Source organism: Klebsiella terrigena (assembly GCF_012029655.1).
In the GTDB taxonomy this organism is placed as follows: domain Bacteria; phylum Pseudomonadota; class Gammaproteobacteria; order Enterobacterales; family Enterobacteriaceae; genus Klebsiella; species Klebsiella terrigena.
The window spans coordinates 573,978-600,649 of the sequence record NZ_CP050508.1 but is presented as its reverse complement, the minus strand read 5'-3'; the positions used below and the strand labels follow the sequence as shown (position 1 = coordinate 600,649).

Here is a 26,672-nt window from a genome sequence, read left to right as displayed (position 1 = left end):
GTTCAGACGTACCGTTAACCGATGTACCAGGAATCGTGAATGGAACTATTAACCCAATTGTTAAATGCTCTATGGAGCCAGGATTACGAAACTCTCGCCAATCCCTCCATGATTGGCATGCTGTATTTCGTCTTATTTATGATTTTATTCCTCGAAAACGGCCTGCTTCCGGCCGCTTTTTTACCAGGCGATAGCCTGCTGGTTTTGGTTGGCGTCCTGATTGCTAAGGGCGCAATGGGCTTCCCCGAAACGCTGCTGCTGCTCACAACGGCCGCCAGCCTCGGCTGCTGGCTGAGCTATATTCAGGGCCGCTGGCTGGGCAACACGCGGATTGTGCAGAACTGGCTTTCGCATCTGCCGTCCCACTATCATCAGCGCGCGCACCATCTGTTCCATAAGCACGGGCTTTCCGCGCTGCTGATTGGCCGCTTTATCGCTTTCGTTCGTACCCTGCTGCCGACCATTGCCGGCATCTCGGGGCTGAACAATGCGCGCTTCCAGTTCTTTAACTGGATGAGCGGCCTGCTGTGGGTACTGATTCTGACCTCCCTGGGCTACCTGCTGGGCAAAACGCCGGTATTCCTGAAATATGAAGATCAGCTCATGTCCTGCCTGATGCTGCTGCCGGTGGTGCTGCTGGTATTTGGTTTAATCGGCTCGCTCGTGGTGATGTGGAAGAAAAAACACAGAAGTCGGGGCTGATGATGGTTAATAAACGCCCTTCTCTGCGTAAGTTGGGCTGGATGCTGGGCGGTTCACTTTTGCTGTGCGCCCTGTTCTGGCTATGGCTGGCGGCGCAACAGCAGGAAGCCACCCTCGCTATCCACCCCGCAAGTCAGGATGTTGGCATGCCGGACGGCTTTTCTGTCTGGCACCATCTTGATGCCAACGGTATTCGTTTTAAAAGCATCACGCCGCAAAAAGATGGCCTGCTGATCAAATTTGATTCCAGCGCCCAGGGAATAGCGGCGAAAGAAGTGCTGGGACGCGCCCTGCCGCACGGTTATATTATTGCTTTGCTGGAGGAAGATAACACGCCGACAGCATGGCTCTCCCGCCTGCGCGATACGCCACACAGGTTTGGATAATTTCCAAAATTCTGAATATTTTCACGCAGTTTGGTGATTTCCTGTTTTCCTTACTATGCTTAAGACTGCGGGAGCCACCGGGCTGACGTTAATCAACTGGATCGGGTCTATCCTACGGATATGCCCTCACACAATGGAAGGTAGCATCCATGAAACACCGCATCGCTTTGATCCTGGTTTTAACTTCGCTTAGCTCCAGCGCCTTTGCCATCTCCCCCTGTCAGGAAAAAGAGCAGGATATCCAGCGGGAGATTAGCTATGCCGAGAAACATCATAATCAGAACCGTATTGATGGCCTCAATAAGGCGCTGCGTGAAGTTCAGGCCCACTGTAGCGACAGTAAGCTCAAAGCCGATCACCAGCAAAAAATCGCTAAGCAGCGGGAAGAGATTAGCGAACGTCAGCGCGATCTGCGCGAAGCCGAACAGAAAGGCGATGCTGAGAAAATCAGCAAGCGCCAGCATAAACTTGATGAAGCGCAGCAAGAGCTGAAAGCGCTTGAGTCACGTGAGTACTAGTATGTATATGGACCACTCTACAGGAGAGAAAGATGCCTAAAGATAACGTTGCAGACGACCTGCGTGCAGAACTGAAAACTCTGGCTGATACCCTGGAAGAAGTGCTGAACTCCTCCACGGATAAATCGAAGGAAGAGATAGGCAAGCTGCGTAGCAAAGCAGAAAGCGCGCTGAAAGAGAGCCGCGTACGCCTGGGTGAAACCGGCGATGCCATCGTCAGGCAGACCCGTGAAAGCGCCGCGCGCGCCGATGAGTACGTTCGCGAAAATCCGTGGACCGGCGTAGGTATTGGCGCAGCCGTTGGGCTGGTGCTGGGTGTCCTGCTGACGCGTCGCTAATTATGGCGGACTCTCAACGCACGCAAGGACCGGGTCAGAGCGTTTTCGGCATCGGCCAGCGCATCGTATCGCTGCTGGTTGAAATGGTGGAAACGCGTCTGCGTCTGGTGGTCGTGGAGCTGGAAGAAGAGAAGGCTAACCTCTTCCAGCTGTTCCTGATGCTGGGGCTGACCCTGCTGTTCGCCGCGTTCGGCTTGATGAGCCTGCTGGTGCTCATTATCTGGGCCGTCGATCCGCAGTATCGCCTGAACGTCATGATCGCCACCACCGTCGTGCTGCTGCTCGCTTCGCTGATCGGCGGTATCTGGACGCTACGCAAGGCCCGGCGTTCGACGTTCCTGCGCCATACCCGCACGGAGCTGGCTAACGACAGAGCGCTGCTGGAGGATGATTAACCGTGAGCAGTCAACAGGAACGTGAGCGGCGCAAGACGCTTCTGCTGCGCCAGATCCAGCAGCAGCGGCTGGATTTAACCGCCGGCCGCCGCGACTGGCTGGCAGCCACCGCCCCGCTCGACCGGGGCTGGCTGACGCTGCAAAACCTGCGCTCGTGGGCGCTGGTCGGCAGCGGCGTAATGGCCATCTGGTCCGTTCGCCACCCTCGCTTTCTTATGCGCTGGACCCGGCGCGGCGTCGGCGTCTGGAGTACCTGGCGCATGGTTAAAGGCCTGCTGCGCCAGCAATCATCGCGCTAAGGCACACCGCGCTGAGTTCCCCCACCTGCTTTGTTCTCAGGACCTTAACCGGTCCTTTTATTTGCCTGTCTCCCGGGCAGTTACTCAGAATTCTTGATGAAGATCTACAGTTTTCCTTGCTAACAATTCCCTCAACGTCTCGCTAATATTCACTCCATCGACAGCAACCCCGCGTAACTACGCAGGATTGCACCAAAAAACAAAACCGCCGCCCTTTGGGTTTTCTGGAGTAAGAAATGAAAAAATTAGAAGATGTTGGTGTACTGGTAGCACGTATCCTGATGCCAATCCTGTTTATTACCGCAGGCTGGGGAAAAATCACCGGGTATGCAGGCACCCAGCAATACATGGAAGCCATGGGCGTCCCGGGTGCATTACTACCGTTAACCATTCTGCTTGAGTTCGGCGGCGGCCTGGCCATCCTGTTCGGCTTCCTGACCCGTACGACCGCGCTGTTCACCGCCGGTTTTACCCTGCTGACCGCGTTCCTGTTCCACAGCAACTTTGCTGAAGGCGTGAACTCGCTGATGTTCATGAAAAACCTGACAATCGCAGGCGGCTTCCTGCTGCTGGCTATCACCGGTCCAGGCGCATTCAGCATCGACCGCGTGCTGAATAAAAAGTGGTAAGCACACTATACTGAATCAAAAAGCGAGGAGATATCTCCTCGCTTTTGCTATCTACAGTCTGAAGGAGGAAACAATGGGACAATTAGTCGACGGCGTCTGGCACGATACCTGGTATGACACCAAATCCACCGGAGGACGATTCAAGCGTTCCGTTTCGGCCTTCCGTAACTGGCTGACCGCCGATGGTGCACCCGGACCGAGCGGCGATGGCGGCTTTGCTGCCGAAAAAGATCGCTATCATCTGTACGTCTCCCTCGCCTGCCCCTGGGCGCATCGCACCCTGATTCTGCGCAAGCTAAAAGGCCTGGAGCCGTTTATCTCCGTCTCGGTCGTCAATCCCCTGATGTTCGAGAACGGCTGGACGTTCGATAGCAGCTTCCCGGACGCCACCGGCGATACGCTGTATCAGCACCAGTTTCTCTACCAGCTCTATCTGCATGCCGACCCGCAATATACCGGGAGAGTGACGGTGCCGGTCCTGTGGGATAAGAAGCTGCAAACTATCGTCAGCAACGAGTCAGCTGAAATTATTCGGATGTTCAATACCGCCTTCGACGGGCTGGGGGCAACCGCCGGCGATTACTACCCGCCTGCATTGCGCGAGAACATCGATGAGCTGAACGGCTGGATTTACGACAGCGTGAATAACGGCGTTTATAAAGCCGGGTTCGCCACCAGCCAGCAGGCTTATGATGAAGCCGTTGATGGCGTATTTGCTTCTCTGGAACGCCTGGAGCAGATCCTCGGCCAGCACCGTTACCTGACGGGCAGCCAGCTAACCGAAGCCGATATTCGTCTGTGGACCACCCTCGTGCGCTTCGACCCGGTGTATGTCACCCACTTTAAGTGCGACCAGCGGCGCATCAGCGATTACCCAAATTTGTACGGCTTCCTGCGCGATATCTATCAGATGCCGGGCATTGCCGAGACCGTCGATTTTGGCCATATTCGCAACCACTACTACCGCAGCCATAAAACCATTAACCCGACCGGAATTATCTCCGTCGGCCCGCAGCAGGATCTGCACGAGCCGCACGGCCGTGACCTTCTTTTCCGCTGATATATCGGGCGCCCCCAGCGGCGCCTGAAATTTCACAGCCGCGATATTTACCCGCCTTTCATTCCCGTCTATTCTTATTACGATCGCTTTAAAAACAAGTGATTGACGGCTAATCGAGGCATAGACATGGACTGGTATCTACAGGTAATAAGAAACTATATTGGCTTTGGCGGTCGCGCCCGTCGTAAAGAGTACTGGATGTTTATTCTGGTCAATATCATCCTCACCGGCGTGCTCAGCATTATCGATAAAATGCTGGGCTGGCAGCGAGCGGGGGGTGAAGGCATCCTGACGACGATTTACGGCGTGCTGATCTTTTTGCCATGGTGGGCGGTGCAGTTTCGGCGTTTGCACGACACGGACCGTTCGGCGTGGTGGCTACTGCTGCTGCTGATCCCGGTCATCGGCTGGCTGGCGATTCTGGTCTTCAATTGCCAAAGCGGAACGCCCGGAAATAACCGCTTCGGACCCGACCCAAAAACCCTTTCATAGCTCATTATGCGCACCGCCTTCGCGCGGTGCGCAGCGCTGATTTACTTCCCGGTAAACAGTCTGGGAATTTCCCGCAGGCACCAGGATTTGGCCTCGCCCATGCTATCGCGGCGCCAGGCCATAATAATGTCAATCTCATTGGTATATTCCGGGCTGACAACCCGTAAGCGCCCTTCGGCAATATCCTGCTCCACCAGCGGATAGGGCATGGTCGCCACTCCCAGCCCTGCCAGCAGCGCCTGGCGCTTATCTTCAATGGTGCTGACCGTTAAACGCGGCTGCTTGTCGAGCAGCTGCACCGTCAGCACCGGACGCTCACGCGCGGTATCCGCTACCGCCACGCCGCGATACTTCACCCGCGTGACTTCGGAAAGCGGCTCCGGCTCCTGATGAATAGGGTGATTCGGCGCGGCAACATAGACGTTCAGCACCGAATAGAGCTTACGCGAGTTAATTTCCGACGAAGAGCGAAAATGCATATCCGGCGCAACGACGATATCCGCCCGTCCCTGCTCCAGGCGCTCCCATGCGCCGGCGAGCACTTCGGTAATGACCGAGAGCTGGGTGTTCGATTTGGTCGCCAGCTTTTCAATCAGCGGGAAGAAATCGGTGGTCGGCACCAGCGCTTCGGTGACGATGGTCAGATGCGTTTCCCAACCGCGGGACAGCGCTTCGGCATCGGTGGTGAGCTTATCCGCCGCCTCCAGCAGGACCCGTCCGCGCTCCAGCAGCATGCGGCCCACGTTGGTGAATTTTGTTCGATGACCGGAGCGGTCAAACAGCACCACGTCCAGCTCCTCTTCCAGTTTTTGCATCGTGTAGCTGAGTGCAGAAGGGACGCGCCCAAGCTCGTCAGCCGCGGCGGCAAAGCTCCCGCGCCGGTCGATCGCATCCATTACGCGCAACGCTTCCAGCGTTAATGCTCTCTCTCTGGCCATAGCACTCTCATTCAGGAAATTTGAATATACCGGGCAGAATATCTGGCTAACAATACAGCGTCCATACCTTTACCATTGTTTTAGTGTAAAGAGAGGTCAAGACAATGATTACTACCCGAACAGCCAAACAATGCGGACAAGCAGATTTCGGCTGGCTGCAGGCCCGCTACACCTTTTCCTTTGGACACTACTTCGACCCTAAACTGTTAGGCTACGCCTCCCTGCGCGTGCTCAACCAGGAAGTTCTGGCACCGGGCGCATCGTTCCAGCCGCGCACCTACCCGAAGGTCGATATCCTGAACCTGATCCTGGAAGGGGAAGCGGAGTACCGCGATAGCGACGGCAACCACGTGCAGGCCAAAGCCGGCGAAGCGCTGCTGATTTCGACCCAGCCGGGCGTCAGCTATAGCGAGCATAATCTGAGTAAAGATTGTTCGCTCACGCGGATGCAGCTGTGGCTGGATGCCTGCCCGGAGCGCGAAAATCCGCTGGTACAGAAGATGAGTATCACCGAGGGTCCGCAGCAGCTGCTGGCTTCACCGGACGGTGCGCAGGATAGTTTGCAGCTACGCCAGCAGGTCTGGATCCATCATCTCGATCTGGCGAAAGGCGAGAGGATTAACGTGCAGCTTCACGGACCGCGCGCCTATCTGCAGTCTATTCACGGGACCGTGCACGCCGTAGCGCATGAAGAGGAAAAGCAGGCGCTGACCTGCGGCGATGGCGCCTTTATTCGTGATGAAGCTAACATTACCCTCGTTGCCGATACGCCTTTGCGCGCTTTACTGATAGATTTACCGGTGTAAAAACGGGAGTCATGGAGCTTATCAGTGAGTAAGAAGAAACCGAAGAAGACCGCATCGCCGATTCAGCCGACCTTGCCGGAAACAACCCACGTCGTCGGCTTTGGCTACGAAGAGATGCTCAGCGAGTTGGAGGCTATCGTCGCCGATGCGGAGATACGACTTCAGGATGAAGAAAACGCCGCCTGATGCCAAAAATCGGCTCCTGCCGGGGCCGACTCTGCTTCCGCTGTTATTATCTGCGCGAGAGGTTATGACGCGCGCTGAATAAGCGCCTGCTGGGATGAATTCACCAGTTGAATATCCATCCTCGGGCCCGGCAGCACAATATTATGCTCATCCAGAGACTCTTTAATGGTCTCCAGCAGATCGAAATAGGTATCCCAGTATTCAACGTTTTTCACCCACACGCGGACGGTGAAGTTAAGCGTTGACGGCCCGAGCTCAATAAGGCGCACCGTCGTGCCGCGGGATTTATCAATACGCGACTCTTTATCAACAACGCTCTGAATAACGTTTTTGACCTCCGCAATGCGGCTTTGATACGCCACGCCCAGCAGCAGATCGATACGACGATACGGATGACGGGAGTAGTTCACGATGCTGTCGGCGATGATTTTGCCGTTGGGGATCACCACTTCTTTATTATCAACGGTGAGCAGCGTCGTCGAGAAAACGTGAACCGTTTGCACGACCCCGGACACCGCGCCAACCTGGACAAAGTTACCCGCGCGGAAGGGGCGTAGCGTGACCAGCAGCACGCCGGCGGCAAAGTTCGACAGCGACCCCTGCAGCGCAAGGCCAATCGCCAGGCCTGCTGCGCCAATAACGGCAATAATCGACGAGGTTTCGATTCCGACTCTTCCCAGCGCCGCCACGATGGCAAACGCCATCGTAATATAGCGAACGATCGCCGCGAAGAAATGAACCACCGTCGCGTCGACGTTTCTGCGCAACAGGATCCTTTCGATAGTCTTTGATAATAATTTAGAAACCAGTTTACCCACAAAGAGTAAAATAACCGCGGCCGCAATATTCCAGCCAAACTGCATAATCGTATCGCCATGACCTTCCAGCCATGCAATTGCATTTTTAACCTGTGGGAATAAAACAAAGTCTTTCATAATAAGCACTCCGGACTCAGGCTAAGAAAAATTAATATGCCATCCATTAGTACTTAATAGTGCAAAGCACCTGCCAGGGACAGTAGATAAAATGGATAAAACACGCCAATACTAAGCCAGACAGTATCCCCGAGCGCGCCATCAAAAACAGCAATAAAAATGTTTAATTTTATACAACCCGCGCCATCCGTTATATATTCCGGCGGCCCGCGGTGAAGAATAATATCATGCCGGCGCGGTGCCAAATTAAAGCTGCAGGTCATGGCGTGTCGAATGAGTTGAAGCTGGCCGCTAAGCCGCGTTCTTTCCATGAAGAGTGTCGTGGACAGTCATTCGCTCTTTCTGTCCCATCCTTTGCGCAGAAAGCAAAAACCCCGCCGAAGCGGGGTTTTCTGAAGAGTCGAAGCTGGCCGCTAAGCCGCGTTCTTTTCATGAAGAGCGTCGTGGACAGTCATTCGCCCTTTCTGTCCCATCCTTTTCTTTCTGCCTAATCCTTTGCGCAGAAAACAAAAACCCCGCCAAGGCGGGGTTTTCTGAAGAGTTGAAGCTGACCGATAAGCCGCGTTCTTTTCATGAAGAGTGTCGTGGACAGTCATTCTCCTTTCTGTCCCATCCTTTTCTTTCTGCCTAATCCTTTGCGCAGAAAGCAAAAACCCCGCCGAGGCGGGGTTTTCTGAAGAGTCGAAGCTGGCCGCTAAGCCGCGTTCTTTTCATGAAGAGTGTCGTGGACAGTCATTCTCCTTTCTGTCCCATCCTTTTCTTTCTACCTAATCCTTTGCCCAGAAAGCAAAAACCCCGCCGAAGCGGGGTTTTCTGAAGAGTTGAAGCTGACCGATAAGCCGCGTTCTTTTCATGAAGAGTGTCGTGGACAGTCATTCGCCCTTTCTGTCCCATCCCTTTCTTTCTGCCTAATCCTTTGCGCAGAAAGCAAAAACCCCGCCGAGGCGGGGTTTGTGTCGAATGAGTTGAAGCTGACCGATAAGCCGGGTTCTGTCGTGGACAGTCATTCATCTAGGCCAGCAATCGCTCACTGGCTCAAGCAGCCTACCCGGGTTCAGTACGGGCCGTACCTTATGAACCCCTATTTGGCCTTGCTCCGGGTGGAGTTTACCGTGCCGCGAACTGTTACCAGCCGCGCGGTGCGCTCTTACCGCACCCTTTCACCCTTACCTGATCCCGCTTGCGCGGGCCATCGGCGGTTTGCTCTCTGTTGCACTGGTCGTGGGTTTCCCCCCCAGGCGTTACCTGGCACCCTGCCCTATGGAGCCCGGACTTTCCTCCCCTCCGCCCGTCTCCCCCCGAAGGAGGACGACGACGAAGCGGCGACTGTCTGGTCAGCTTCGGCGCGAAGTATAGAGGGTTTGCCGCCGGTTGTCATCCCTCCATCGCCATCCCGGCCCGCAATGTCGCGGCGATGTTGCGCGACGCGCGATAAATATTGTCCGACGCCCCGCGAAAGGCCTCTTCCAGCGTCGTAATATTGGTCAGCACGCTGAATACCGCGTCGATGCCAAACTGATGCACCACGCCAACGTCGCGGGTCAGGCTGCCGGCAATGCCAATCACCGGCTTATGGTATTTCTTCGCCACGCTCGCCACGCCGACCGGCACCTTGCCGTGGATGCTCTGGCTATCAAGCCGCCCTTCGCCGGTCACCACCAGCGAGCAGTCGAGGATATGCTCTTCCAGATTCAGCGCCTGGGTGACAATCTCGATCCCGCTGCGCAGTTCGGCATTGAGGAACGCCATCAGCGCGGCCCCCATACCACCGGCAGCGCCGGCTCCCGCCACCTGCTTCACGTCCACGCGCAAATCGTTTTTTATCACATCGGCATAGTGTTCAAGATTGCGATCCAGCTCGAGGATCATCGCTTCGCTCGCCCCCTTCTGCGGGCCAAAAATACGCGAGGCGCCCACATCGCCAGTCAGCGGGTTGGTCACGTCGCAGGCTACGCGGATGGTACATTCCTGCAGCCGGGCGTCCAGACCGCGGAGATCGATGGCATTCAGGCTGGCGAGGCTCCCGCCGCCGTTGCCAATCTCGCTGCCGTTAGCATCGCGGAGGCTGGCTCCTAGCGCCTGCACCATCCCGGCGCCGCCATCGTTAGTGGCGCTGCCGCCGATGCCGATGATGATATTTTTCGCCCCATGATCCAGCGCCTGAAGAATCAGCTCGCCGGTCCCGCGCGATGTCGTCAGCAGCGGGTTGCGCAGCGCCGGCGGAACCAGGCCCAGTCCGCTGGCGGCCGCCATCTCGATAAACGCCGTTTTACCGTCGCCGGACATTCCCCAGCTGGCGTTCACCTTTTCACCTAACGGCCCGGTAACCAGAGCGGTATATTCAGAACCCTGCGTGGCGGCAATCATGGCCTCAACGGTGCCTTCACCACCGTCGGCAACCGGGACGGAAACATACTCCGCATCGGGGAAAATTTCCCGAAATCCTTTTTCTATTGCCTGAGCTACCTCAATGGCAGAAAGGCTTTCTTTATAAGAGTCTGGGGCGATTACGATTTTCATAGTTATGTAGCCTGACAGTGCCGCGCAAGGCAAGAATTACAGGGCGCGTTTCACGCCCTTCTTGTTAGCGAGTGACTTCCACTTTCGCCAGTTTTTCGTAATAGCATGCCAGCGCGCTGTGGTCGGCGGTACCCAGACCATCGGCACGCAGCGCCTGCATCATTTCCATCACCGCCGCCGTCAGCGGCAGCTGAGCGCCCACGCCATGGGAGGTATCCAGCGCGTTGGCCAGGTCCTTAATATGCAGGTCGATGCGGAAACCTGGCTTGAAGTTACGATCCATCACCATCGGCGCTTTCGCATCCAGCACGGTGCTCCCCGCCAGGCCGCCGCGGATAGCCTGATACACCAGATCCGGATTGACGCCCGCTTTGGTGGCGAGGGTCAGCGCTTCAGACATCGCGGCAATATTCAGCGCGACGATCACCTGGTTGGCGAGCTTCGTCACGTTGCCAGCCCCCACTTCGCCGGTGTGCACGACCGAACCGGCCATCGTCTTCATCAGGTCGTAGTATTTATCGAAGATAGCCTTATCGCCGCCGACCATCACCGACAGCGTGCCGTCGACTGCCTTCGGCTCGCCGCCGCTTACCGGCGCATCGAGCATATCCACGCCCTTCGCCTTCAGCGCTTCGCTGATTTCGCGGCTCGCCAGCGGCGCGATGGAGCTCATATCAATCAGTACGGTGCCCGGCTTCGCGCCTTCAATGATGCCGTTTTCACCCAGCGCCACCTCTTTCACATGCGGGGAGTTTGGCAGCATCGTGATAATCACATCGCACTGCTCGGCAATCGCCTTCGCCGTAGCCGCCGTTTCTGCCCCGGCAGCTATCACTTCAGCAACCGCTTCAGGATTACGATCGGAAACCACCAGCGAGTAACCGGCTTTCAGCAAGTTTTTGCTCATAGGCTTGCCCATGATGCCCAGGCCAATAAAACCAACTTTCATCGTCATAACGTTCTCTCTCTTTTGATCCCGAGGGTTATTTTTTAAAAGAATCCGCAAGCTTCTGCGTGGCAGAGCGGAATGCGCCCAAATCGCTGCCGACGGCAACAAAGGTGGCGCCCCATTCCAGATAGCGACGCGCATCGGCCTCGACCGGCGCCAGAATGCCGCTCGGCTTACCGTGCTTTTTCGCACTCGCAAAAATCTGCTGAATCGCGCGCTGAACGTCAGGGTGAGAGGCGTTGCCAAGATGGCCTAACGCCGCGGCCAGGTCGCTTGGGCCGACAAAAATGCCGTCAACGCCTTCGGTTGCCGCAATGGCATCGACGTTATCTACGCCCTGCTGGCTCTCAATCTGTACGAGGATGGTGATATTTTTGTTGGATTGCGCGAAGTAGTCCGGCACGGTGCCAAACATGTTGGCACGGTGAGAAACGGAGACCCCACGGATGCCTTCCGGCGGATAGCGGGTGGAGGCCACTGCGTTCACCGCCTCTTCTTTGCTTTCCACAAACGGGATCAGGAAGTTGTAAAAACCGATATCCAGCAGGCGCTTAATAATCACCGGCTCGTTGGTCGGGACCCGCACAACCGCGGCGCTGGCGCTGCCCTTCAGGGCCATCAGCTGTGGGATAAAGGTCGTAATGTCGTTTGGCGCATGCTCGCCGTCCAGCACCAGCCAGTCAAAGCCCGCAAGGCCTAATACTTCGGTGCTAATCGGGCTTGCCAGCGCGGACCAGCAGCCAATCTGCACCTGATGCGCAGCCAGCGCTGCCTTGAATTTGTTCGGGAAAATATCGTTATTCATCGCTTATACCTTGTCACTTAACCGTGAATTATTTTTGCAGTTCCATACGTTTGATGTCGCCAACAATGAAGAGGTAGCAAACCATCGCCATCAGAGCTGAACAACCGACAAACACCAGCGCTGCGTTAAATGAATGCAGCTCGCTGACCAGATAACCAATGACCAGCGGAGTAACGATGGACGCCACGTTACCGAATACGTTGAAGACCCCGCCGCACAGACCAACAATCTCTTTCGGTGCGGTATCAGAAATAACCGGCCAGCCGAGGGCGCCAAAGCCTTTGCCGAAGAACGCCAGCGCCATCAGGGTCACCACCAGCGCGGTGTTATCGGTGTAGTTACACAGAATAATGGTTGAAGCCAGCAGCATGCCGAGAACGATCGGCAGCTTACGGGCCAGCGTGATAGAAAAACCGCGCTTAATCAGATAGTCAGAGAACACGCCGCCCAGCACGCCGCCGGCAAAACCGCACAGCGCCGGGATGGAGGCCACCAGCCCCACTTTCAGAATCGACATCCCCTTTTCCTGCACCAGGTAAATCGGGAACCAGGTGAGGAAGAACCAGGTGATGGTGTTGATAAAATATTGGCCGAAGAATACGCCCAGCATCATGCGGTTGGTTAACAGCTGCTTGATATAGTGGAGTTTCGGCCCGCTGGCGGTATTGCCGCCGGGCTTTTTATGGTCCATATCCACCACCGCGCCGTTGTCAGAGATGAACTTCAGCTCCTCCTTTGACATCCGCGGATGGTCGGTCGGGTTATGAATCAGCTTTACCCACAGGCCGGTGAGGACAAAACCAATGACCCCCATCACGGTAAACACGTGCTCCCAGCCCCAGGCGAAGGTTAACCAGCCGAGCAGAGGCGAGAACAGCGCCAGGGAAAAATATTGCGCAGAGTTAAAGATAGCGGAGGCGGTACCGCGCTCTTTAGTCGGGAACCAGGCCGCAACGATGCGGGCGTTAGCCGGAAATGACGGCGCTTCAGAAAAGCCCAGCATAAACCGCATAATAAACATCGAAATCCCGGCCCAGGCGATGGGAAAGACGTCAACAAAGCCCTGCAGGAAGGTAAACAGCGACCAGAAGAACAGGCTGTAGGTGTAGACTTTCTTCGAGCCAAACTTATCGAGCAGCCAGCCGCCGGGGATTTGCATCAGCAAATAGGCCCAGCCAAAGGCGGAGAAAATGTATCCCATCGACACCGCGCTGAGCTGAAGCTCTTCTGCTACTGCGGTTCCGGCAATGGAGAGCGTTGCGCGGTCGGCATAGTTAACGGCAGTGACGATAAATATTATCAGTAAAATTAAATATCGGGTGGGCAAGCCTTTTTTTGTTTCTTCAACCGTATCAAGTATCATTTTATTTACCTCAGGTACTCGAGAAGTTATTTTCTTATTATTTAAGCGTTACACTAAAGATGCCCTTTAAATAAAAACAAACATCAAATAGCAAATCTGGCGTAATGAAATCGTCATTCAGTATAAACAGCAGGTATCCGCCGCGCATTGTGCAAACGCACAATTAATGAGGATTATATAAATATTACTTTAAACATATGCATATAATAATGGGCGCTAATGCACATATTTACGCTTTGATGCCGCTGCTGGCGCGGCTATCGCGATAATGAGTGATCGCCATCACATTTTTGATCGCTAACTCCTGACATTCTAATTCCACAATACTGAGAATATCCTCAATTAGATTTTATATAGAGCTAACTATTTTATTATCCCCACCTGGCTGGAGAATACTGGACAATGGCCGACATCGAAATTAGACAACAATCGCCCAGCGCGTTTTATATTAAAGTACACGACACCGATAATGTGGCAATTATTGTCAATGATAATGGCCTGAAAGCGGGAAGTCGTTTCCCGGACGGGCTGGAGCTGATTGAACATATTCCTCAGGGCCATAAGGTGGCGCTGGTGGATATTCCCGTTCACGGCGAGATCATTCGCTATGGCGAAGTCATCGGTTACGCCGTTCGCGATATCGCGCGCGGCAGCTGGATTGACGAGTCCACGGTAGAGCTGCCCAGCGCACCGCCGCTGAATACCCTGCCGCTGGCGACCAAAGTCCCGCAGGCGCTTCCCGCGCTTGAAGGCTATACCTTTGAAGGCTATCGCAATGCCGACGGCAGCGTCGGGACCAAGAACCTGCTTGGCATCACCACCAGCGTGCACTGCGTGGCCGGGGTTGTCGATTACGTGGTCAAAATCATCGAACGCGATCTGCTGGCGAAGTATCCGAACGTCGATGGCGTGGTGGGCCTCAATCACCTGTACGGCTGCGGCGTCGCCATCAACGCGCCGGCGGCCGTGGTGCCTATCCGCACGATCCACAATATCTCGTTGAACCCAAATTTTGGCGGCGAGGTGATGGTTGTTGGCCTGGGCTGTGAAAAGCTGCAGCCAGAGCGTCTGCTGCAGGGAACGGAAGATGTTCAGCCCGTTGCCGTGGATAGCGCCAGCATCGTGCGGCTGCAGGATGAGCATCACGTGGGTTTTCAATCCATGGTCGACGATATTCTGCAGGTTGCAGAGCGTCACCTGGCGAAGCTCAACCAGCGCCAGCGCGAAACCTGCCCGGCGTCCGAGCTGGTGGTCGGCATGCAGTGCGGCGGCAGCGACGCGTTTTCCGGCGTCACCGCCAACCCGGCGGTCGGCTATGCCTCCGACCTGCTGGTACGCTGCGGCGCGACGGTGATGTTCTCAGAGGTCACCGAAGTCCGTGACGCCATTCATCTGCTCACGCCACGCGCGGTGAACGAGGAGGTCGGTAAACGCCTGCTCGAAGAGATGGCCTGGTACGATAACTATCTCGATCTCGGCCAAACCGATCGCAGCGCCAACCCCTCCCCGGGGAATAAAAAAGGCGGCCTCGCCAACGTGGTGGAAAAGGCGCTGGGCTCTATCGCTAAATCGGGGAAAAGTGCGATTGTCGAGGTGCTATCACCAGGCCAGCGCCCGACGAAGCGCGGGCTGATATTTGCCGCCACGCCGGCCAGCGATTTTGTTTGCGGTACCCAGCAGGTCGCATCCGGCATTACGGTTCAGGTGTTCACCACCGGCCGCGGTACGCCGTACGGCCTCGTCGCGGTGCCGGTCATTAAAATGGCAACCCGCACCGAGCTGGCGAACCGCTGGTACGATCTCATGGATATTAACGCCGGGACTATCGCCACCGGTGAGGAGAGTATCGAAGACGTGGGCCTGAAGCTGTTTGAGTTTATTCTTGACGTCGCCAGCGGCCGGAAGAAAACCTTCTCAGACCAGTGGGGGCTGCATAACCAGCTGGCGGTGTTTAACCCGGCGCCGGTAACCTGATCCCGGCAAGCTCAGCCCTCTCTGCTTGAGGAGAGGGCTGCAGAATGACGGTTCAGGCATTCACTAAAATAACGTCTATTCCGTGCTTACGTAGCGCTTCCAGGCTTTCTGCAGGGATGCCTTCATCGACGATAATCATATCAATTCGCTGAGTATCAATGATTTTATGCAGGCTGGAGCGGTTGAACTTGCTGGAGTCCGTTACGACAATAATACGCTCCGCCACTTCACACATCCGGCGGTTGAGCCTGGCTTCATCCTCATTATGCGTGCTGACACCACGTTCCAGATCGATAGCATCCACGCCGAGAAACAGCATATCGAAGTGGTAATTCTGTAAAGACTGCTCGGCCTGGTCACCATAGAACGACTGCGACTGGCGGCGCAGGTGGCCCCCGGTCATCAGCAGCTCTACTCCCTCCGCCTCCAGTAACGCATTGCCGACGTTCATGCCGTTAGTCATCACAATCACATCAGCATGCTGGCGCATCAGGCGAGCTATCTCATACGTGGTGGTGCCTGAGTCAAGGATGACGCGGTGACCCGGCTGAATCAGCTTAACGGCCGCTTTGGCAATATTGTGCTTTACCGCGGTATTCAGCGCGCTTTTATCCTCAACAGAGGGCTCCACGCCCGGCGTACTGCTATCGCAAATCAGAGCCCCGCCGTAGGCACGAACCGCAATGCCCTGTTTTTCCAGAAACGCCAGATCGTTGCGGATCGTCACCGTGGAGACACCAAACAGAAGGGAAAGATCGTTAACCTGCACGCTTCCCTGCTGCCGCAACCGCTGAATAATTTGCTCTCGCCTTTCGCTGGTCCCGGCGAGGCGCTTCTCTATGGAAGAATCGGTGCCACTCATAAGCATTCCCTAAACTAATCTTTCATTTCATTTCGATTTACCTATTAACACCTTTCTTTTCGCGGAATGCAAGCCCCGCAACGCGGTTCATGGGGAGAGACCTTGACGCTGAAACCTTTCATTATGTTTCTTTTGTGAAACAGATCGGAAAACTATTATCTTTCGTTTTATTTTTACAGCACCATGACGCAGTATTAAATGAAACAAAACGAAAGATTAATGTCATTACCATCCGAAATGGAGAGGAAAGTGAAACATCTTACAGAAATGGTGGCACAGCATAAACGTGGGAGCACAAGCGGGATTTATGCCGTCTGTTCCGCGCATCCACTGGTACTCGAAGCGGCCATTCGTTACGCCCGGGCCCAGCAGGCTCCGCTGCTGATCGAAGCCACCTCCAATCAGGTGGATCAGTTCGGTGGCTATACCGGTATGACGCCCACTGATTTCCGCGGCTTCGTCTGCCAGCTTGCCAGCTCGCTCGATTTTCCCCTGTCGCAGCTGATCCTCGGCGGCGATCATCTCGGCCCAAACCGCTGGCAAAACCTGCCCGCCGCGCAGGCGATGGCCAATGCCGACGATCTCATTAAAAGCTACGTCGCCGCCGGCTTTAAGAAGATCCATCTCGATTGCAGCATGTCCTGCGAGGGCGATCCGCTGCCGTTAACCGATGAGATCGTTGCAGACCGCGCAGCCCGACTGGCAAAGATTGCCGAAGAGACCTGTCGTGAGCACTTTGGCGAATCCGACCTCGTCTACGTCATAGGCACCGAAGTGCCCGTCCCAGGCGGCGCCCATGAAACGCTTACCGAACTGCAGGTCACCACGCCTGATGCGGCACGCGCGACGCTGGAAGCGCATCGCCATGCCTTTGCAAAGCAGGGGTTGAGCCATATCTGGCCGCGCATTATCGGCCTGGTGGTCCAGCCCGGCGTCGAATTCGATCATATCAACGTTATCGACTATCAGCCGCAGAAAGCCGTCGCGCTGAGCGCAATGGTGGAGGCTTATGACACGCTGATATTTGAAGCCCACTCCACGGACTATCAAACGCCGCAGGCGCTTCGTCAGCTGGTGAAAGATCATTTTGCCATTCTCAAGGTCGGCCCGGCGCTCACCTTCGCCCTGCGCGAAGCGCTGTTCTCGCTGGCGGCAATAGAGGAAGAACTCCTGCCCGCGAAAGCGTGCTCCGGCCTGCGTCACGTGCTGGAAAACGTCATGCTCGATCGCCCGGAATATTGGCAAAGCCACTATCACGGCGACGGTAATGCGCGGCGCCTCGCGCGCGGGTACAGCTACTCCGACCGCGTCCGCTACTACTGGCCGGACAGCCAGATCGATGAGGCGTTTGCACGCCTGGTGCGCAATCTCGCGGACTGGCCAATTCCGCTGCCGCTCATCAGCCAGTATATGCCGTTGCAGTACATCAAAGTTCGCGAGGGCGATCTCAAGGCGGCACCGCGGGAACTCATCATCGACCACATTCAGGACATACTGCAGCAGTACCACGCTGCCTGTCAGGGCATTACGTCCCATAACGCATAACAACAAAGAGGAAAACGCGATGCCAAACATTGTCTTAAGTCGTATTGATGAACGTTTGATCCACGGTCAGGTGGGCGTCCAGTGGGTTGGGTTTGCGGGAGCTAACCTGGTGCTGGTGGCCAACGATGAGGTTGCTGAAGATTCGGTACAGCAAAATCTGATGGAGATGGTGCTGGCGGAGGGGATCGCCGTGCGCTTCTGGTCGCTGCAAAAAGTGATTGAAAATATCCACCGCGCCGCCGATCGGCAAAAAATTCTGCTGGTCTGTAAAACACCGGCTGATTTCCTCAGGCTGGTGGAGGGCGGGGTTCCCGTCACGCGGATCAACGTAGGAAATATGCACTACGCCAATGGCAAACAACACATTGCCAAAACGGTTTCTGTAGACGCTGACGATATTGCCGCGTTTAACGGCCTGAAGGCCGCCGGGGTGGAATGCTTCGTTCAGGGCGTTCCGACAGAACCCGCTTTGGATCTCTTTAAACTACTCTGAGGGATTCATAATGGAAATCAGTCTGTTGCAGGCTTTTGCACTAGGTATTCTTGCCTTTATTGCCGGCCTGGATATGTTCAACGGGTTAACCCATATGCACCGGCCGGTGGTCCTCGGCCCGCTGGTCGGCCTGATTCTGGGCGATTTGCATACCGGTATTTTAACCGGCGGCACGCTGGAGCTGGTCTGGATGGGACTGGCCCCTCTGGCGGGCGCCCAGCCGCCAAACGTGATTATCGGCACTATCGTCGGTACCACCTTTGCCATTACTACCGGCGTGAAGCCTGACGTCGCGGTCGGCGTCGCTGTCCCCTTCGCCGTCGCGGTACAGATGGGAATCACCTTCCTGTTCTCGGTGATGTCCGGCGTGATGTCCCGCTGCGACCGAATGGCGGCAAACGCCGATACCAGGGGTATTGAACGGGTGAACTATCTGGCCCTGCTGGCGTTAGGGACCTTCTATTTTCTCTGCGCCTTCCTGCCTATCTTTTTCGGGGCGGAACATGCGAAAACCGCCATTGATGTGCTACCGGAGCGCCTGATTGACGGCCTCGGCGTGGCGGGCGGCATCATGCCGGCTATCGGCTTCGCCGTGCTGCTGAAAATCATGATGAAAAACGTCTATATCCCCTACTTTATCATCGGCTTTGTGGCCGCAGCATGGCTGAAGCTACCGGTACTGGCAATTGCCGCCGCGGCGCTGGCGATGGCACTCATTGACCTGCTGCGCAAATCTCCAGAACCGGCTGCGCCGGCGGCACAGAAAGAGGAATTCGAAGATGGCATCTAATCAAACCACTCTGCCAGGCGTCTCCACATCCGAAGAGACGCTGCTTTCCGGCGTGAATGAAAACGTCTACGAAGACCAGGCCCTCGGTGCGGAGCTGACGAAAAAAGATATTAACCGCGTCGCCTGGCGCTCCATGCTTCTGCAGGCCTCGTTCAACTACGAACGTATGCAGGCCTCCGGCTGGCTGTATGGCCTGCTGCCGGCGCTGAAAAAGATCCACACCAACGAGCGCGATCTGGCACGTGCCATGAAAGGCCATATGGGCTTCTTCAACACCCACCCGTTCCTGGTGACCTTTGTCATCGGCATTATCCTCGCGATGGAGCGATCCAAGCAGGACGTCAACAGCATTCAGAGCACCAAAATCGCCGTCGGTGCCCCGCTCGGCGGGATTGGCGATGCGATGTTCTGGCTGACGCTGCTGCCGATTTGCGGCGGCATTGGTGCCAGCCTCGCGCTGCAAGGTTCTATCCTCGGCGCGGTGGTGTTTATTGTGCTGTTCAACGTGGTACATCTCGGATTGCGCTTTGGCCTGGCACACTACGCTTATCGCATGGGCGTAGCGGCGATACCGTTAATTAAAGCCAACACCAAAAAGGTCGGCCACGCGGCGTCGATCGTCGGGATGACGGTAATTGGCGCGCTGGTGGCGACCTATGTTCGCCTCAACACCACCCTGGAGATCACCGCAGGCGATGCGGTAGTCAAGCTGCAAACGGATGTTATCGATAAGCTGATGCCGGCGTTTCTACCGCTGGTTTATACCCTGACCATGTTCTGGCTGGTGCGCCGCGGCTGGAGCCCGCTGCGCCTCATCGCGCTCACCGTCGTATTGGGTGTCGTGGGTAAATTCTGCCACTTCCTGTAAATATAAAGAGGTTTGCATGTTAGGTATTATTTTGACGGGTCATGGCGGCTTTGCCAGCGGTATGGCAATGGCGATGAAACAAATACTGGGCGAGCAGTCGCAGTTTATTGCTATCGATTTTCCTGAGACTTCAACCACCGCACTGCTCACCTCGCAGCTTGAGCAGGCGGTGAGCCAGCTGGACGCTGAAGATGATATCGTTTTTCTGACGGACCTACTGGGCGGTACGCCATTTCGCGTGGCCTCCACGCTGGCGATGCAAAAACCAGGAAGCGAAGTGATTACCGGCACCAATCTGCAGCTGCTGCTGGAAATGGTACTGGAACGCGAGGGCCTCAACGGCGAAGCGTTTCGTCTGCAGGCACTGGAGTGCGGGCACCGCGGGTTAACCAGCCTGGTTGACGAACTCGCGCGCTGCCGCGAAGAGAAAGCGGTAGAGGAAGGGATATGACGCAGATTCTGCGCGCCAGACGCCTGCTAACTGAGCAGGGCTGGCTTGCCGATCATCAGCTGCGTATTGAAGCAGGCATCATTACCGCTGTCGAGCCTGTCCCCGCCGGCGTAACCGCTCGCGACGCCGATCTGCTTTGCCCGGCTTACATTGATATTCACGTCCACGGCGGCGCGGGTTTTGATGTGATGGACGAAGCGCCGGACGCGCTCGACCGGCTGGCGATACATAAAGCACGCGAGGGAGTAGGCGCCTGGCTGCCTACCACCGTCACCGCGCCGCTGCCGGCCATTCACGGCGCGCTGGAACGCATCGCCCGGCGCGTGCTTTCCGGTGGTCCCGGCGCGCTGGTACTGGGCAGCTACCTGGAAGGCCCCTACTTCACCCCGCAGAATAAAGGCGCCCATCCGCCTGAGCTGTTCCGCGAGCTGGATATCGCCGAGCTGGATACGCTCATTGCCCGCTCGCGGCAAACGCTGCGGGTGGTGGCGCTGGCGCCGGAAAAGCCGGGGGCAATAGCGGCGATTCATCACCTTAAACGGCAGGGCGTGCGGGTGATGCTGGGTCATAGCGCCGCCACCTATCAACAGACCTGCGCCGCCTTCGCTGCCGGTGCCGACGGACTGGTGCACTGCTACAACGGGATGAGCGGATTACATCACCGGGAGCCGGGCATGGTCGGTGCCGGATTCACCACGCCGCAGGCGTGGCTGGAGCTTATTGCCGACGGGCATCATGTCCATCCCGCCGCCATGCGTCTGTGCTCCTGCTGCGCGGGGCAACGCATTGTCCTGATAACAGATGCGATGCAGGCAGCCGGTATGGCCGACGGCCGCTATTCGCTCTGCGGCGAAGCCGTGGAAATGCGCGGCGGTATCGTACGAACGGCCTCCGGTGGCCTGGCAGGCAGCACGCTCTCGCTTGATGCGGCCGTTCGCAACATGGTCGAGCTGGCGGGAGCGCCGCCGGAAGACGCCATTCATATGGCTTCGCTGCACCCCGCCCGCCTGCTGGGTATTGACGATCGACTGGGATCGTTACGGACGGGAAAATGCGCGAATGTTATTGCGCTAAACGACGGGCTACACCTGCAGAAAATCTGGATTCAGGGCCAGGCTCTCCCCCTTTAGCCCTTTCATTATGCGTCACATTGGCCTTCGCCCTCGCCGCGTAAGGCCTTTCTTTTTCTTTCTAAAAGAACGTAACCCTCTACGGTCATTTAATTAAAAATACATATTTATCACATACATATCCACAATCACCGTTTCCCGATCACAGTTTTCGTTTTATTTCTTGTTTCTTTAATTGAACTTTCGATTTCTTTCATATAGATTTTATCTAACTGATTACATGAATAAGTGAAACGAAACGAAAGATAGCGACAATTTTGCCAGCGTCTGATGTGGAATTCACACGACTAAGGACTGTGTTATGCCTGAAACCTATACCGCTACCTCCGCCGCGACCGGCACCTGGACGGAAGCCGAAATCCGCCAACAGCCCGCCTGCTGGATCCGCTCGCTCAGCAACATCGACAATCTCCGTTCGGCGATCGACGACTTTCTTGCGCCATTGCTGCGTAAAGACGACCTGCGGATCGTTCTGACAGGAGCAGGAACCTCCGCCTTTATCGGTGAGATCGTTGCGCCCTGGCTATCGCGCCATAGCGGAAAAAACATCAGCGCGGTGCCAACAACCGACCTGGTAACCAATCCGATGGACTATCTCAACGCCGAACACCCGCTGCTGCTGGTCTCCTTCGCCCGCTCCGGCAATAGCCCGGAGAGCGTCGCCGCCGTAGAGCTGGCCAATCAGTTCGTCCCGGACTGTTACCACCTGTCGATTACCTGTAATGAAGCCGGCAGCCTGTATCAAAACGCGGTAAACAGCGACAACGCCTTTGCGCTACTGATGCCGGCGGAAACGCACGACCGCGGCTTTGCGATGACCAGCAGTATTACCACCATGATGGCGAGCTGCCTTGCGGTGTTCGCGCCCGGGGCGATCGGCAGCAGGACCTTCCGCGACGTAGCGGATCGCTGTCAGACGATCCTCACGTCACTCGGTGAATTTAGCGAAAGCGTATTTGGCAATGAGCCGTGGCGACGGATCGTCTATCTCGGCAGCGGCGGATTACAGGGCGCGGCGCGCGAATCGGCCCTCAAGGTCCTTGAGCTAACCGCCGGTAAGCTGGCGGCGTTCTATGACTCCCCAACCGGCTTTCGTCACGGGCCGAAATCGCTGGTGGATAACGAAACGCTGGTGGTGGTGTTTGTCTCCAGCCATCCGTACACGCGCCAGTACGACCTCGACCTGCTGGCCGAGCTGCGTCGCGATAAGCAGGCAATGCGCGTGGTGGCGATTACCGACGAATCCAATGCCGTCATCGCAGCGGGTCCGCACATCCTGCTGCCGCCTTCCCGCGCTTTTATCGACGTCGAGCTGGCTTTCTGTTTCCTGATGTATGCCCAGGTATTTGCCCTCGCGCAGTCCATCAGCGTGGGTAATACCCCGGACACCCCTTCCGCCAGCGGTACGGTAAACCGCGTGGTGCAAGGTGTCGTTATTCACCCCTGGAATGCTTGAGAGGAGCGCATCATGAGCATTATTTCGACGAAGTATCTTCTGCTGGATGCCCAGGCAAAAGGCTATGCGGTACCTGCATTTAACATTCATAACGCCGAGACGATCCAGGCGATCCTCGAAGTCTGCAGCGAAATGCGATCGCCGGTGATCCTCGCCGGCACACCGGGTACCTTTAAACATATCGCGCTGGAGGAGATCTACGCCCTATGCAGCGCCTACGCCACCACTTACGACATGCCGCTGGCGCTGCATCTCGATCACCATGAATCGCTGGACGATATCCGCCGCAAGGTTAACGCCGGCGTGCGTAGCGCCATGATCGACGGCAGCCACTTCCCCTTCGATGAGAACGTAAAGCTGGTGAAATCAGTCGTCGAATTCTGCCACCAGCATGATTGCAGCGTAGAGGCCGAACTCGGTCGCCTGGGCGGCATGGAAGATGACATGAGCGTGGATGCCGAAAGCGCGTTTCTGACCGACCCGCAGGAAGCAAAACGCTTTGTCGAGCTAACCGGCGTCGACAGCCTGGCGGTGGCTATCGGCACCGCTCACGGACTTTATACCAAAACGCCAAAAATTGATTTTCGCCGTCTGGGGGAGATTCGCGACGTGGTTGACGTGCCCCTGGTCCTGCACGGCGCGAGCGATGTCCCTGACGAGTACGTGCGTCGCGCCATTGAACTCGGGGTCTGCAAAGTCAATGTCGCAACCGAGCTGAAAATTGCGTTTGCTGCGGCAGTCAAAAAATGGTTCACCGACAACCCGCAGGGCAACGATCCTCGCTATTACATGCGCGTCGGCATGGACGCAATGAAAGAAGTGGTCAGAAGCAAAATCACCATTTGCGGCTCGGCAAACCGCCTGCTGCTGCCCACAGAAGCCTGATATCCGTTGTACACCCTCGTTCCACAGCGTTATTCCGCGGCAGGACAACGCTGTCTACCTCTGATAAAACAAAAAATAAAGGACCTCTGCCCCATGAATAAAGCGCTCAATGTATCGTTGCTCACGCTCTTCATCTCTCATAGCACCTTTGCGGCAAATTACGCCCTGAATAACGACAAGATGGCCTTCTCGTTCGATGACGCCGGCTCTGCACTGGTCGTTAAAGATACGCATTCCAGCCATCAGCTCTCGCCTCAGGAGCCGTTCTTTCTGACCCTACCGGATGAGAGCGTTATCCACACCGCTGACTTCAAAATTAAACAGGTTGAGAAAAAAGAGAACGCGCTGGTAGTGGAATACACCCATCCTGATTTCAACGTCACCATGACGCTGAATCTGCTGAAGGGTAAGTACGCCAATATCGATTACACCATTGCCGCCGTCGGCAAAGCGCAGAACGTCGCAAAAATCACCTTTTTCCCCACCAAAAAGCAGTCGCAGGCACCTTACGTGGATGGCGCAATTAACAGCTCGCCGATTGTTGCCGATACCTTTTTCATGTTACCGGATAAACCCATCGTCAATACCTACGCCTATGAAGGCACCACGAATCTTAACGTCGAGCTTAAAACACCCATCCTGCCGGAAACACCGGTCAGCTACACCACCTGGTTCGGCACCATGGCAGAAACCAGCCAGCTACGCCGCAGCGTAAACCTGTTTATCGATGCCGTACGTCCACGTCCGTACAAACCGTATCTGCACTACAACAGCTGGATGGATATCGGCTTCTTTACCACCTATAGCGAGCAGGACGTGCTGGGACGCATGGATGAATGGAATAAAGCCTTTATTACCGGTCGCGGCGTACCGCTTGATGCATTCCTGCTGGATGACGGCTGGGACGATCGTACCGGAAGGTGGCTATTTGGTCCGGCGTTCAGAGAGGGTTTCGGCAAGGTTAAAGAGAAGGCCGATAGCATGCACAGCTCGGTCGGTTTGTGGCTCTCACCCTGGGGTGGCTACAATAAGCCGCGCGATATTCGCGTTTCACATGCCAAAGAGTATGGTTTTGAAACGGTCGACGGCAAACTGGCGCTCTCCGGGCCGAACTATTTCAAAAACTTCAACGAGCAAATCGCCAGGCTGATAAAGAACGAGCACATCACGTCCTTCAAACTGGACGGAATGGGTAACGCCAACTCGCATATCGAGGGCAGCCCGTTCGCCTCCGACTTTGATGCCTCCATAGCCCTGCTGCACAACATGCGCAGCGCCAGCCCAAACCTGTTTATTAACCTGACGACCGGCACTGATGCCAGCCCGTCATGGCTGTTTTATGCCGATTCTATCTGGCGCCAGGGCGATGATATCAATCTGTATGGGCCAGGGACGCCGGTGCAACAGTGGATGACCTACCGCGATGCGGAAACCTACCGCTCAATCGTTAGAAAAGGCCCGTTATTCCCGCTAAATTCCCTGATGTATCATGGAATTGTGAGCGCGGAGAATGCTTATTACGGACTGGAAAAAGTGCAAACGGACGCCGATTTTGCCGATCAGGTATGGAGCTATTTCGCCACGGGCACCCAGCTGCAGGAGCTCTACATCACGCCATCAATGTTGAACAGCGCCAAATGGGACGTGCTGGCTCAGGCCGCAAAATGGTCACGTGAAAATGCGCATGTGCTGGTAGACACCCACTGGATTGGCGGTGATCCGACGGCGCTTGAGGTGTATGGCTGGGCTTCCTGGAACAAAGACAAGGCCATACTGGGCCTGCGTAATCCTTCTGATAAGCCGCAAAGCTACTATCTGAATCTGACGAAGGACTTTGAAATCCCTCAGGGAGAAGCGACACGTTTCGCGATGAAAGCCGTCTATGGCAGCAACGCAACGCTTCCGGAGAATTATAAAGATGCCGTCGTGGTTACGCTGCAGCCGCTGCAGACGCTGGTCTTTGAAGCAACGCCGGTGAAATAAGCGACCCGGCCCGGCGTTGCCGGGCCACTCTCCTACCCTTGCTGCTCCAGCGCGTGCTTATACAGCGCGTTTTTCTTCACGCCGTGAATTTCAGCGGCCAGCGCGGCGGCTTTTTTCAGCGGCAGCTCCGCCTGCAGCAGAGCCAGCGTCCGCAGCGCGTCCGCAGGCAGGGCCTCTTCCTGAGCCTTGAACCCTTCGACGATCAGCACCATTTCGCCCTTACGGCGGTTCTCATCTTCCTTCACCCACGCCACCAGCTCGCCGATTGGTGCGCCGTGGATAGATTCCCAGGTTTTCGTCAGCTCGCGCGCCAGCACCACGTAGCGGGACTCTCCCAGCACCGTGCAGATATCTTCCAGGCTTTCCAGCAGGCGATGAGTGGACTCATAAAAAATAATCGTCCGCGCCTCTTCTTCCAGCGCCTTCAGCGTATCGCGGCGCCCTTTCGATTTTGCCGGCAGAAAGCCTTCATAGCAGAAGCGGTCCGACGGCAGGCCCGCCGCGCTCAGAGCGGCAATCGCCGCGCACGGCCCCGGCAGCGGCACGACGCGGATATTGGCCTCGCGGCAGGTGCGCACCAGGTGATAGCCGGGATCGTTGATAAGCGGGGTCCCCGCATCAGATACCAGGGCGATGTTTTGCCCGTCCTTCAGCTTTGCCAGAAGTGTTTCAGCTTTTTGCTGCTCATTATGGTCGTGAAGGGCAAATAACCGGGCGTTAATCCCAAAATGCTGGAGCAGTAAACCGGTATGGCGGGTATCTTCTGCAGCAATCAAATCAACGGCTTGCAACACCTCCAGCGCACGCTGCGTGATATCAGACAGATTACCTATCGGCGTGGGCACGATATAGAGCTGCCCCTGAGAATTATCTGCTGATTCGTGTTGTTTCATTGTCTCGTCCGTATTGCCGAA

At 56.1% G+C, this 26,672-nt stretch carries 29 protein-coding genes and 1 other RNA gene; 21 read left to right on the top strand and 9 right to left on the bottom strand.

Translation table 11 applies throughout. The features are described 5' to 3' along the window. Positions 1-39 precede the first annotated feature (39 nt). From yqjA to HCK03_RS02865, 9 genes are all read left to right on the top strand, one after another. Positions 40-702: a DedA family general envelope maintenance protein YqjA gene (gene yqjA, locus HCK03_RS02905; RefSeq protein ID WP_041147345.1), complete on the top strand. Its 663-nt coding sequence runs from the start codon at positions 40-42 to the stop codon at positions 700-702. Further along, positions 702-1,088, top strand: coding sequence for an EnvZ/OmpR regulon moderator MzrA (gene mzrA, locus HCK03_RS02900; protein ID WP_172620402.1), 387 nt, complete (start codon positions 702-704; stop codon positions 1,086-1,088). Before yqjA ends, mzrA begins: the two co-directional genes overlap by 1 nt. A gap of 149 nt (positions 1,089-1,237) precedes the next feature. After that, positions 1,238-1,606 (top strand): DUF1090 domain-containing protein, encoded by a 369-nt coding sequence (locus tag HCK03_RS02895; protein WP_041147346.1) that lies wholly within the window; start codon positions 1,238-1,240, stop codon positions 1,604-1,606. A gap of 32 nt (positions 1,607-1,638) precedes the next feature. Beyond that, on the top strand, positions 1,639-1,944 hold the full coding sequence (locus HCK03_RS02890; protein ID WP_041147347.1) for an ElaB/YgaM/YqjD family protein: 306 nt from the start codon (positions 1,639-1,641) through the stop codon (positions 1,942-1,944). Between the two features lie 2 nt (positions 1,945-1,946). Next, positions 1,947-2,339: a phage holin family protein gene (locus HCK03_RS02885; RefSeq protein WP_041147348.1), complete on the top strand. Its 393-nt coding sequence runs from the start codon at positions 1,947-1,949 to the stop codon at positions 2,337-2,339. A 2-nt stretch (positions 2,340-2,341) separates the two neighbouring features. Next, positions 2,342-2,638, top strand: a complete 297-nt coding sequence (locus tag HCK03_RS02880; RefSeq protein ID WP_041147349.1) for a YqjK-like family protein — start codon at positions 2,342-2,344, stop codon at positions 2,636-2,638. Between the two features lie 236 nt (positions 2,639-2,874). After that, entirely contained in the window at positions 2,875-3,267 is a 393-nt protein-coding gene (locus HCK03_RS02875; protein ID WP_004867955.1) for a DoxX family protein, read from the top strand. Positions 3,268-3,340: 73 nt separating this feature from the next. Continuing rightward, positions 3,341-4,327 (top strand): glutathione S-transferase family protein, encoded by a 987-nt coding sequence (locus HCK03_RS02870; RefSeq protein ID WP_041147350.1) that lies wholly within the window; start codon positions 3,341-3,343, stop codon positions 4,325-4,327. A 126-nt stretch (positions 4,328-4,453) separates the two neighbouring features. Then, on the top strand, positions 4,454-4,819 hold the full coding sequence (locus tag HCK03_RS02865; protein ID WP_167691101.1) for a DUF805 domain-containing protein: 366 nt from the start codon (positions 4,454-4,456) through the stop codon (positions 4,817-4,819). 41 nt (positions 4,820-4,860) lie between these two features. Here the strand turns inward: HCK03_RS02865 and HCK03_RS02860 are convergent, their stop codons facing one another. Further along, positions 4,861-5,757: a LysR family transcriptional regulator gene (locus tag HCK03_RS02860; RefSeq protein WP_041147352.1), complete on the bottom strand. Its 897-nt coding sequence runs from the start codon at positions 5,755-5,757 to the stop codon at positions 4,861-4,863. A gap of 104 nt (positions 5,758-5,861) precedes the next feature. Between HCK03_RS02860 and HCK03_RS02855 the strand changes: the two genes are divergently transcribed. Beyond that, the gene (locus HCK03_RS02855; RefSeq protein WP_041147353.1) at positions 5,862-6,563 is read left to right on the top strand and encodes a pirin family protein; all 702 of its coding nucleotides are present in this window, start codon (positions 5,862-5,864) and stop codon (positions 6,561-6,563) included. Positions 6,564-6,587: 24 nt separating this feature from the next. Further along, positions 6,588-6,749 carry a hypothetical protein gene (locus HCK03_RS02850; RefSeq protein ID WP_166793755.1) on the top strand — a complete coding sequence of 54 codons (162 nt, stop codon included), beginning with the start codon at positions 6,588-6,590 and terminating at the stop codon, positions 6,747-6,749. Positions 6,750-6,811: 62 nt separating this feature from the next. Here HCK03_RS02850 and HCK03_RS02845 read toward each other — a convergent pair whose 3' ends face one another. From HCK03_RS02845 to garP, 6 genes are all read right to left on the bottom strand, one after another. Then, positions 6,812-7,684, bottom strand: a complete 873-nt coding sequence (locus HCK03_RS02845; RefSeq protein ID WP_167691100.1) for a mechanosensitive ion channel domain-containing protein — start codon at positions 7,682-7,684, stop codon at positions 6,812-6,814. A gap of 963 nt (positions 7,685-8,647) precedes the next feature. Beyond that, an RNA gene (gene rnpB / locus HCK03_RS02840) (RNase P RNA component class A) lies at positions 8,648-9,026 on the bottom strand. Between the two features lie 32 nt (positions 9,027-9,058). After that, on the bottom strand, positions 9,059-10,204 hold the full coding sequence (gene garK, locus HCK03_RS02835; RefSeq protein ID WP_041147355.1) for a glycerate 2-kinase: 1,146 nt from the start codon (positions 10,202-10,204) through the stop codon (positions 9,059-9,061). A gap of 64 nt (positions 10,205-10,268) precedes the next feature. Then, positions 10,269-11,159 (bottom strand): 2-hydroxy-3-oxopropionate reductase, encoded by an 891-nt coding sequence (garR, locus tag HCK03_RS02830; RefSeq protein ID WP_041147356.1) that lies wholly within the window; start codon positions 11,157-11,159, stop codon positions 10,269-10,271. A 28-nt stretch (positions 11,160-11,187) separates the two neighbouring features. Next, entirely contained in the window at positions 11,188-11,958 is a 771-nt protein-coding gene (gene garL, locus HCK03_RS02825) for a 2-dehydro-3-deoxyglucarate aldolase (protein WP_045856688.1), read from the bottom strand. Between the two features lie 28 nt (positions 11,959-11,986). After that, complete coding sequence (gene garP / locus HCK03_RS02820) at positions 11,987-13,321, bottom strand: galactarate/glucarate/glycerate transporter GarP (RefSeq protein WP_041147358.1); 1,335 nt, start codon at positions 13,319-13,321, stop codon at positions 11,987-11,989. Positions 13,322-13,723: 402 nt separating this feature from the next. On the opposite strand from garP, the gene garD reads away from it, so the two are divergent. Then, positions 13,724-15,295, top strand: coding sequence for a galactarate dehydratase (gene garD, locus HCK03_RS02815; protein ID WP_123551898.1), 1,572 nt, complete (start codon positions 13,724-13,726; stop codon positions 15,293-15,295). A 52-nt stretch (positions 15,296-15,347) separates the two neighbouring features. Here garD and HCK03_RS02810 read toward each other — a convergent pair whose 3' ends face one another. After that, positions 15,348-16,157 (bottom strand): DeoR family transcriptional regulator, encoded by an 810-nt coding sequence (locus HCK03_RS02810; RefSeq protein ID WP_115191805.1) that lies wholly within the window; start codon positions 16,155-16,157, stop codon positions 15,348-15,350. Between the two features lie 237 nt (positions 16,158-16,394). Between HCK03_RS02810 and kbaZ the strand changes: the two genes are divergently transcribed. The 9 genes from kbaZ to HCK03_RS02765 all read left to right on the top strand — a co-directional run bounded on the left by kbaZ (position 16,395) and on the right by HCK03_RS02765 (position 25,758). After that, positions 16,395-17,702 (top strand): tagatose-bisphosphate aldolase subunit KbaZ, encoded by a 1,308-nt coding sequence (gene kbaZ, locus HCK03_RS02805; protein ID WP_123551897.1) that lies wholly within the window; start codon positions 16,395-16,397, stop codon positions 17,700-17,702. 19 nt (positions 17,703-17,721) lie between these two features. After that, a complete protein-coding gene (gene agaV, locus HCK03_RS02800) occupies positions 17,722-18,195 on the top strand; it encodes a PTS N-acetylgalactosamine transporter subunit IIB (RefSeq protein ID WP_041147362.1) in 474 nt (157 codons plus the stop codon). Positions 18,196-18,205: 10 nt separating this feature from the next. Then, positions 18,206-18,985 carry a PTS N-acetylgalactosamine transporter subunit IIC gene (agaW, locus tag HCK03_RS02795; protein WP_041147363.1) on the top strand — a complete coding sequence of 260 codons (780 nt, stop codon included), beginning with the start codon at positions 18,206-18,208 and terminating at the stop codon, positions 18,983-18,985. Further along, complete coding sequence (gene agaE / locus HCK03_RS02790; RefSeq protein WP_041147364.1) at positions 18,975-19,853, top strand: PTS N-acetylgalactosamine transporter subunit IID; 879 nt, start codon at positions 18,975-18,977, stop codon at positions 19,851-19,853. Before agaW ends, agaE begins: the two co-directional genes overlap by 11 nt. Positions 19,854-19,869: 16 nt before the next feature. Continuing rightward, on the top strand, positions 19,870-20,304 hold the full coding sequence (gene agaF, locus HCK03_RS02785; protein WP_041147365.1) for a PTS galactosamine/N-acetylgalactosamine transporter subunit IIA: 435 nt from the start codon (positions 19,870-19,872) through the stop codon (positions 20,302-20,304). Continuing rightward, the gene (gene nagA, locus HCK03_RS02780) at positions 20,301-21,434 is read left to right on the top strand and encodes an N-acetylglucosamine-6-phosphate deacetylase (RefSeq protein WP_167691099.1); all 1,134 of its coding nucleotides are present in this window, start codon (positions 20,301-20,303) and stop codon (positions 21,432-21,434) included. Before agaF ends, nagA begins: the two co-directional genes overlap by 4 nt. A 301-nt stretch (positions 21,435-21,735) precedes the next feature. Beyond that, entirely contained in the window at positions 21,736-22,890 is a 1,155-nt protein-coding gene (locus HCK03_RS02775) for an SIS domain-containing protein (protein WP_167691098.1), read from the top strand. A gap of 12 nt (positions 22,891-22,902) precedes the next feature. After that, on the top strand, positions 22,903-23,775 hold the full coding sequence (gene kbaY / locus HCK03_RS02770; protein ID WP_123551894.1) for a tagatose-bisphosphate aldolase subunit KbaY: 873 nt from the start codon (positions 22,903-22,905) through the stop codon (positions 23,773-23,775). A gap of 93 nt (positions 23,776-23,868) precedes the next feature. Continuing rightward, positions 23,869-25,758 (top strand): alpha-galactosidase, encoded by a 1,890-nt coding sequence (locus HCK03_RS02765; RefSeq protein WP_167691097.1) that lies wholly within the window; start codon positions 23,869-23,871, stop codon positions 25,756-25,758. Positions 25,759-25,790: 32 nt separating this feature from the next. On the opposite strand, the gene rsmI is transcribed toward HCK03_RS02765, so the two are convergent. After that, entirely contained in the window at positions 25,791-26,651 is an 861-nt protein-coding gene (gene rsmI / locus HCK03_RS02760) for a 16S rRNA (cytidine(1402)-2'-O)-methyltransferase (RefSeq protein ID WP_123551893.1), read from the bottom strand. Positions 26,652-26,672: the final 21 nt, after the last annotated feature.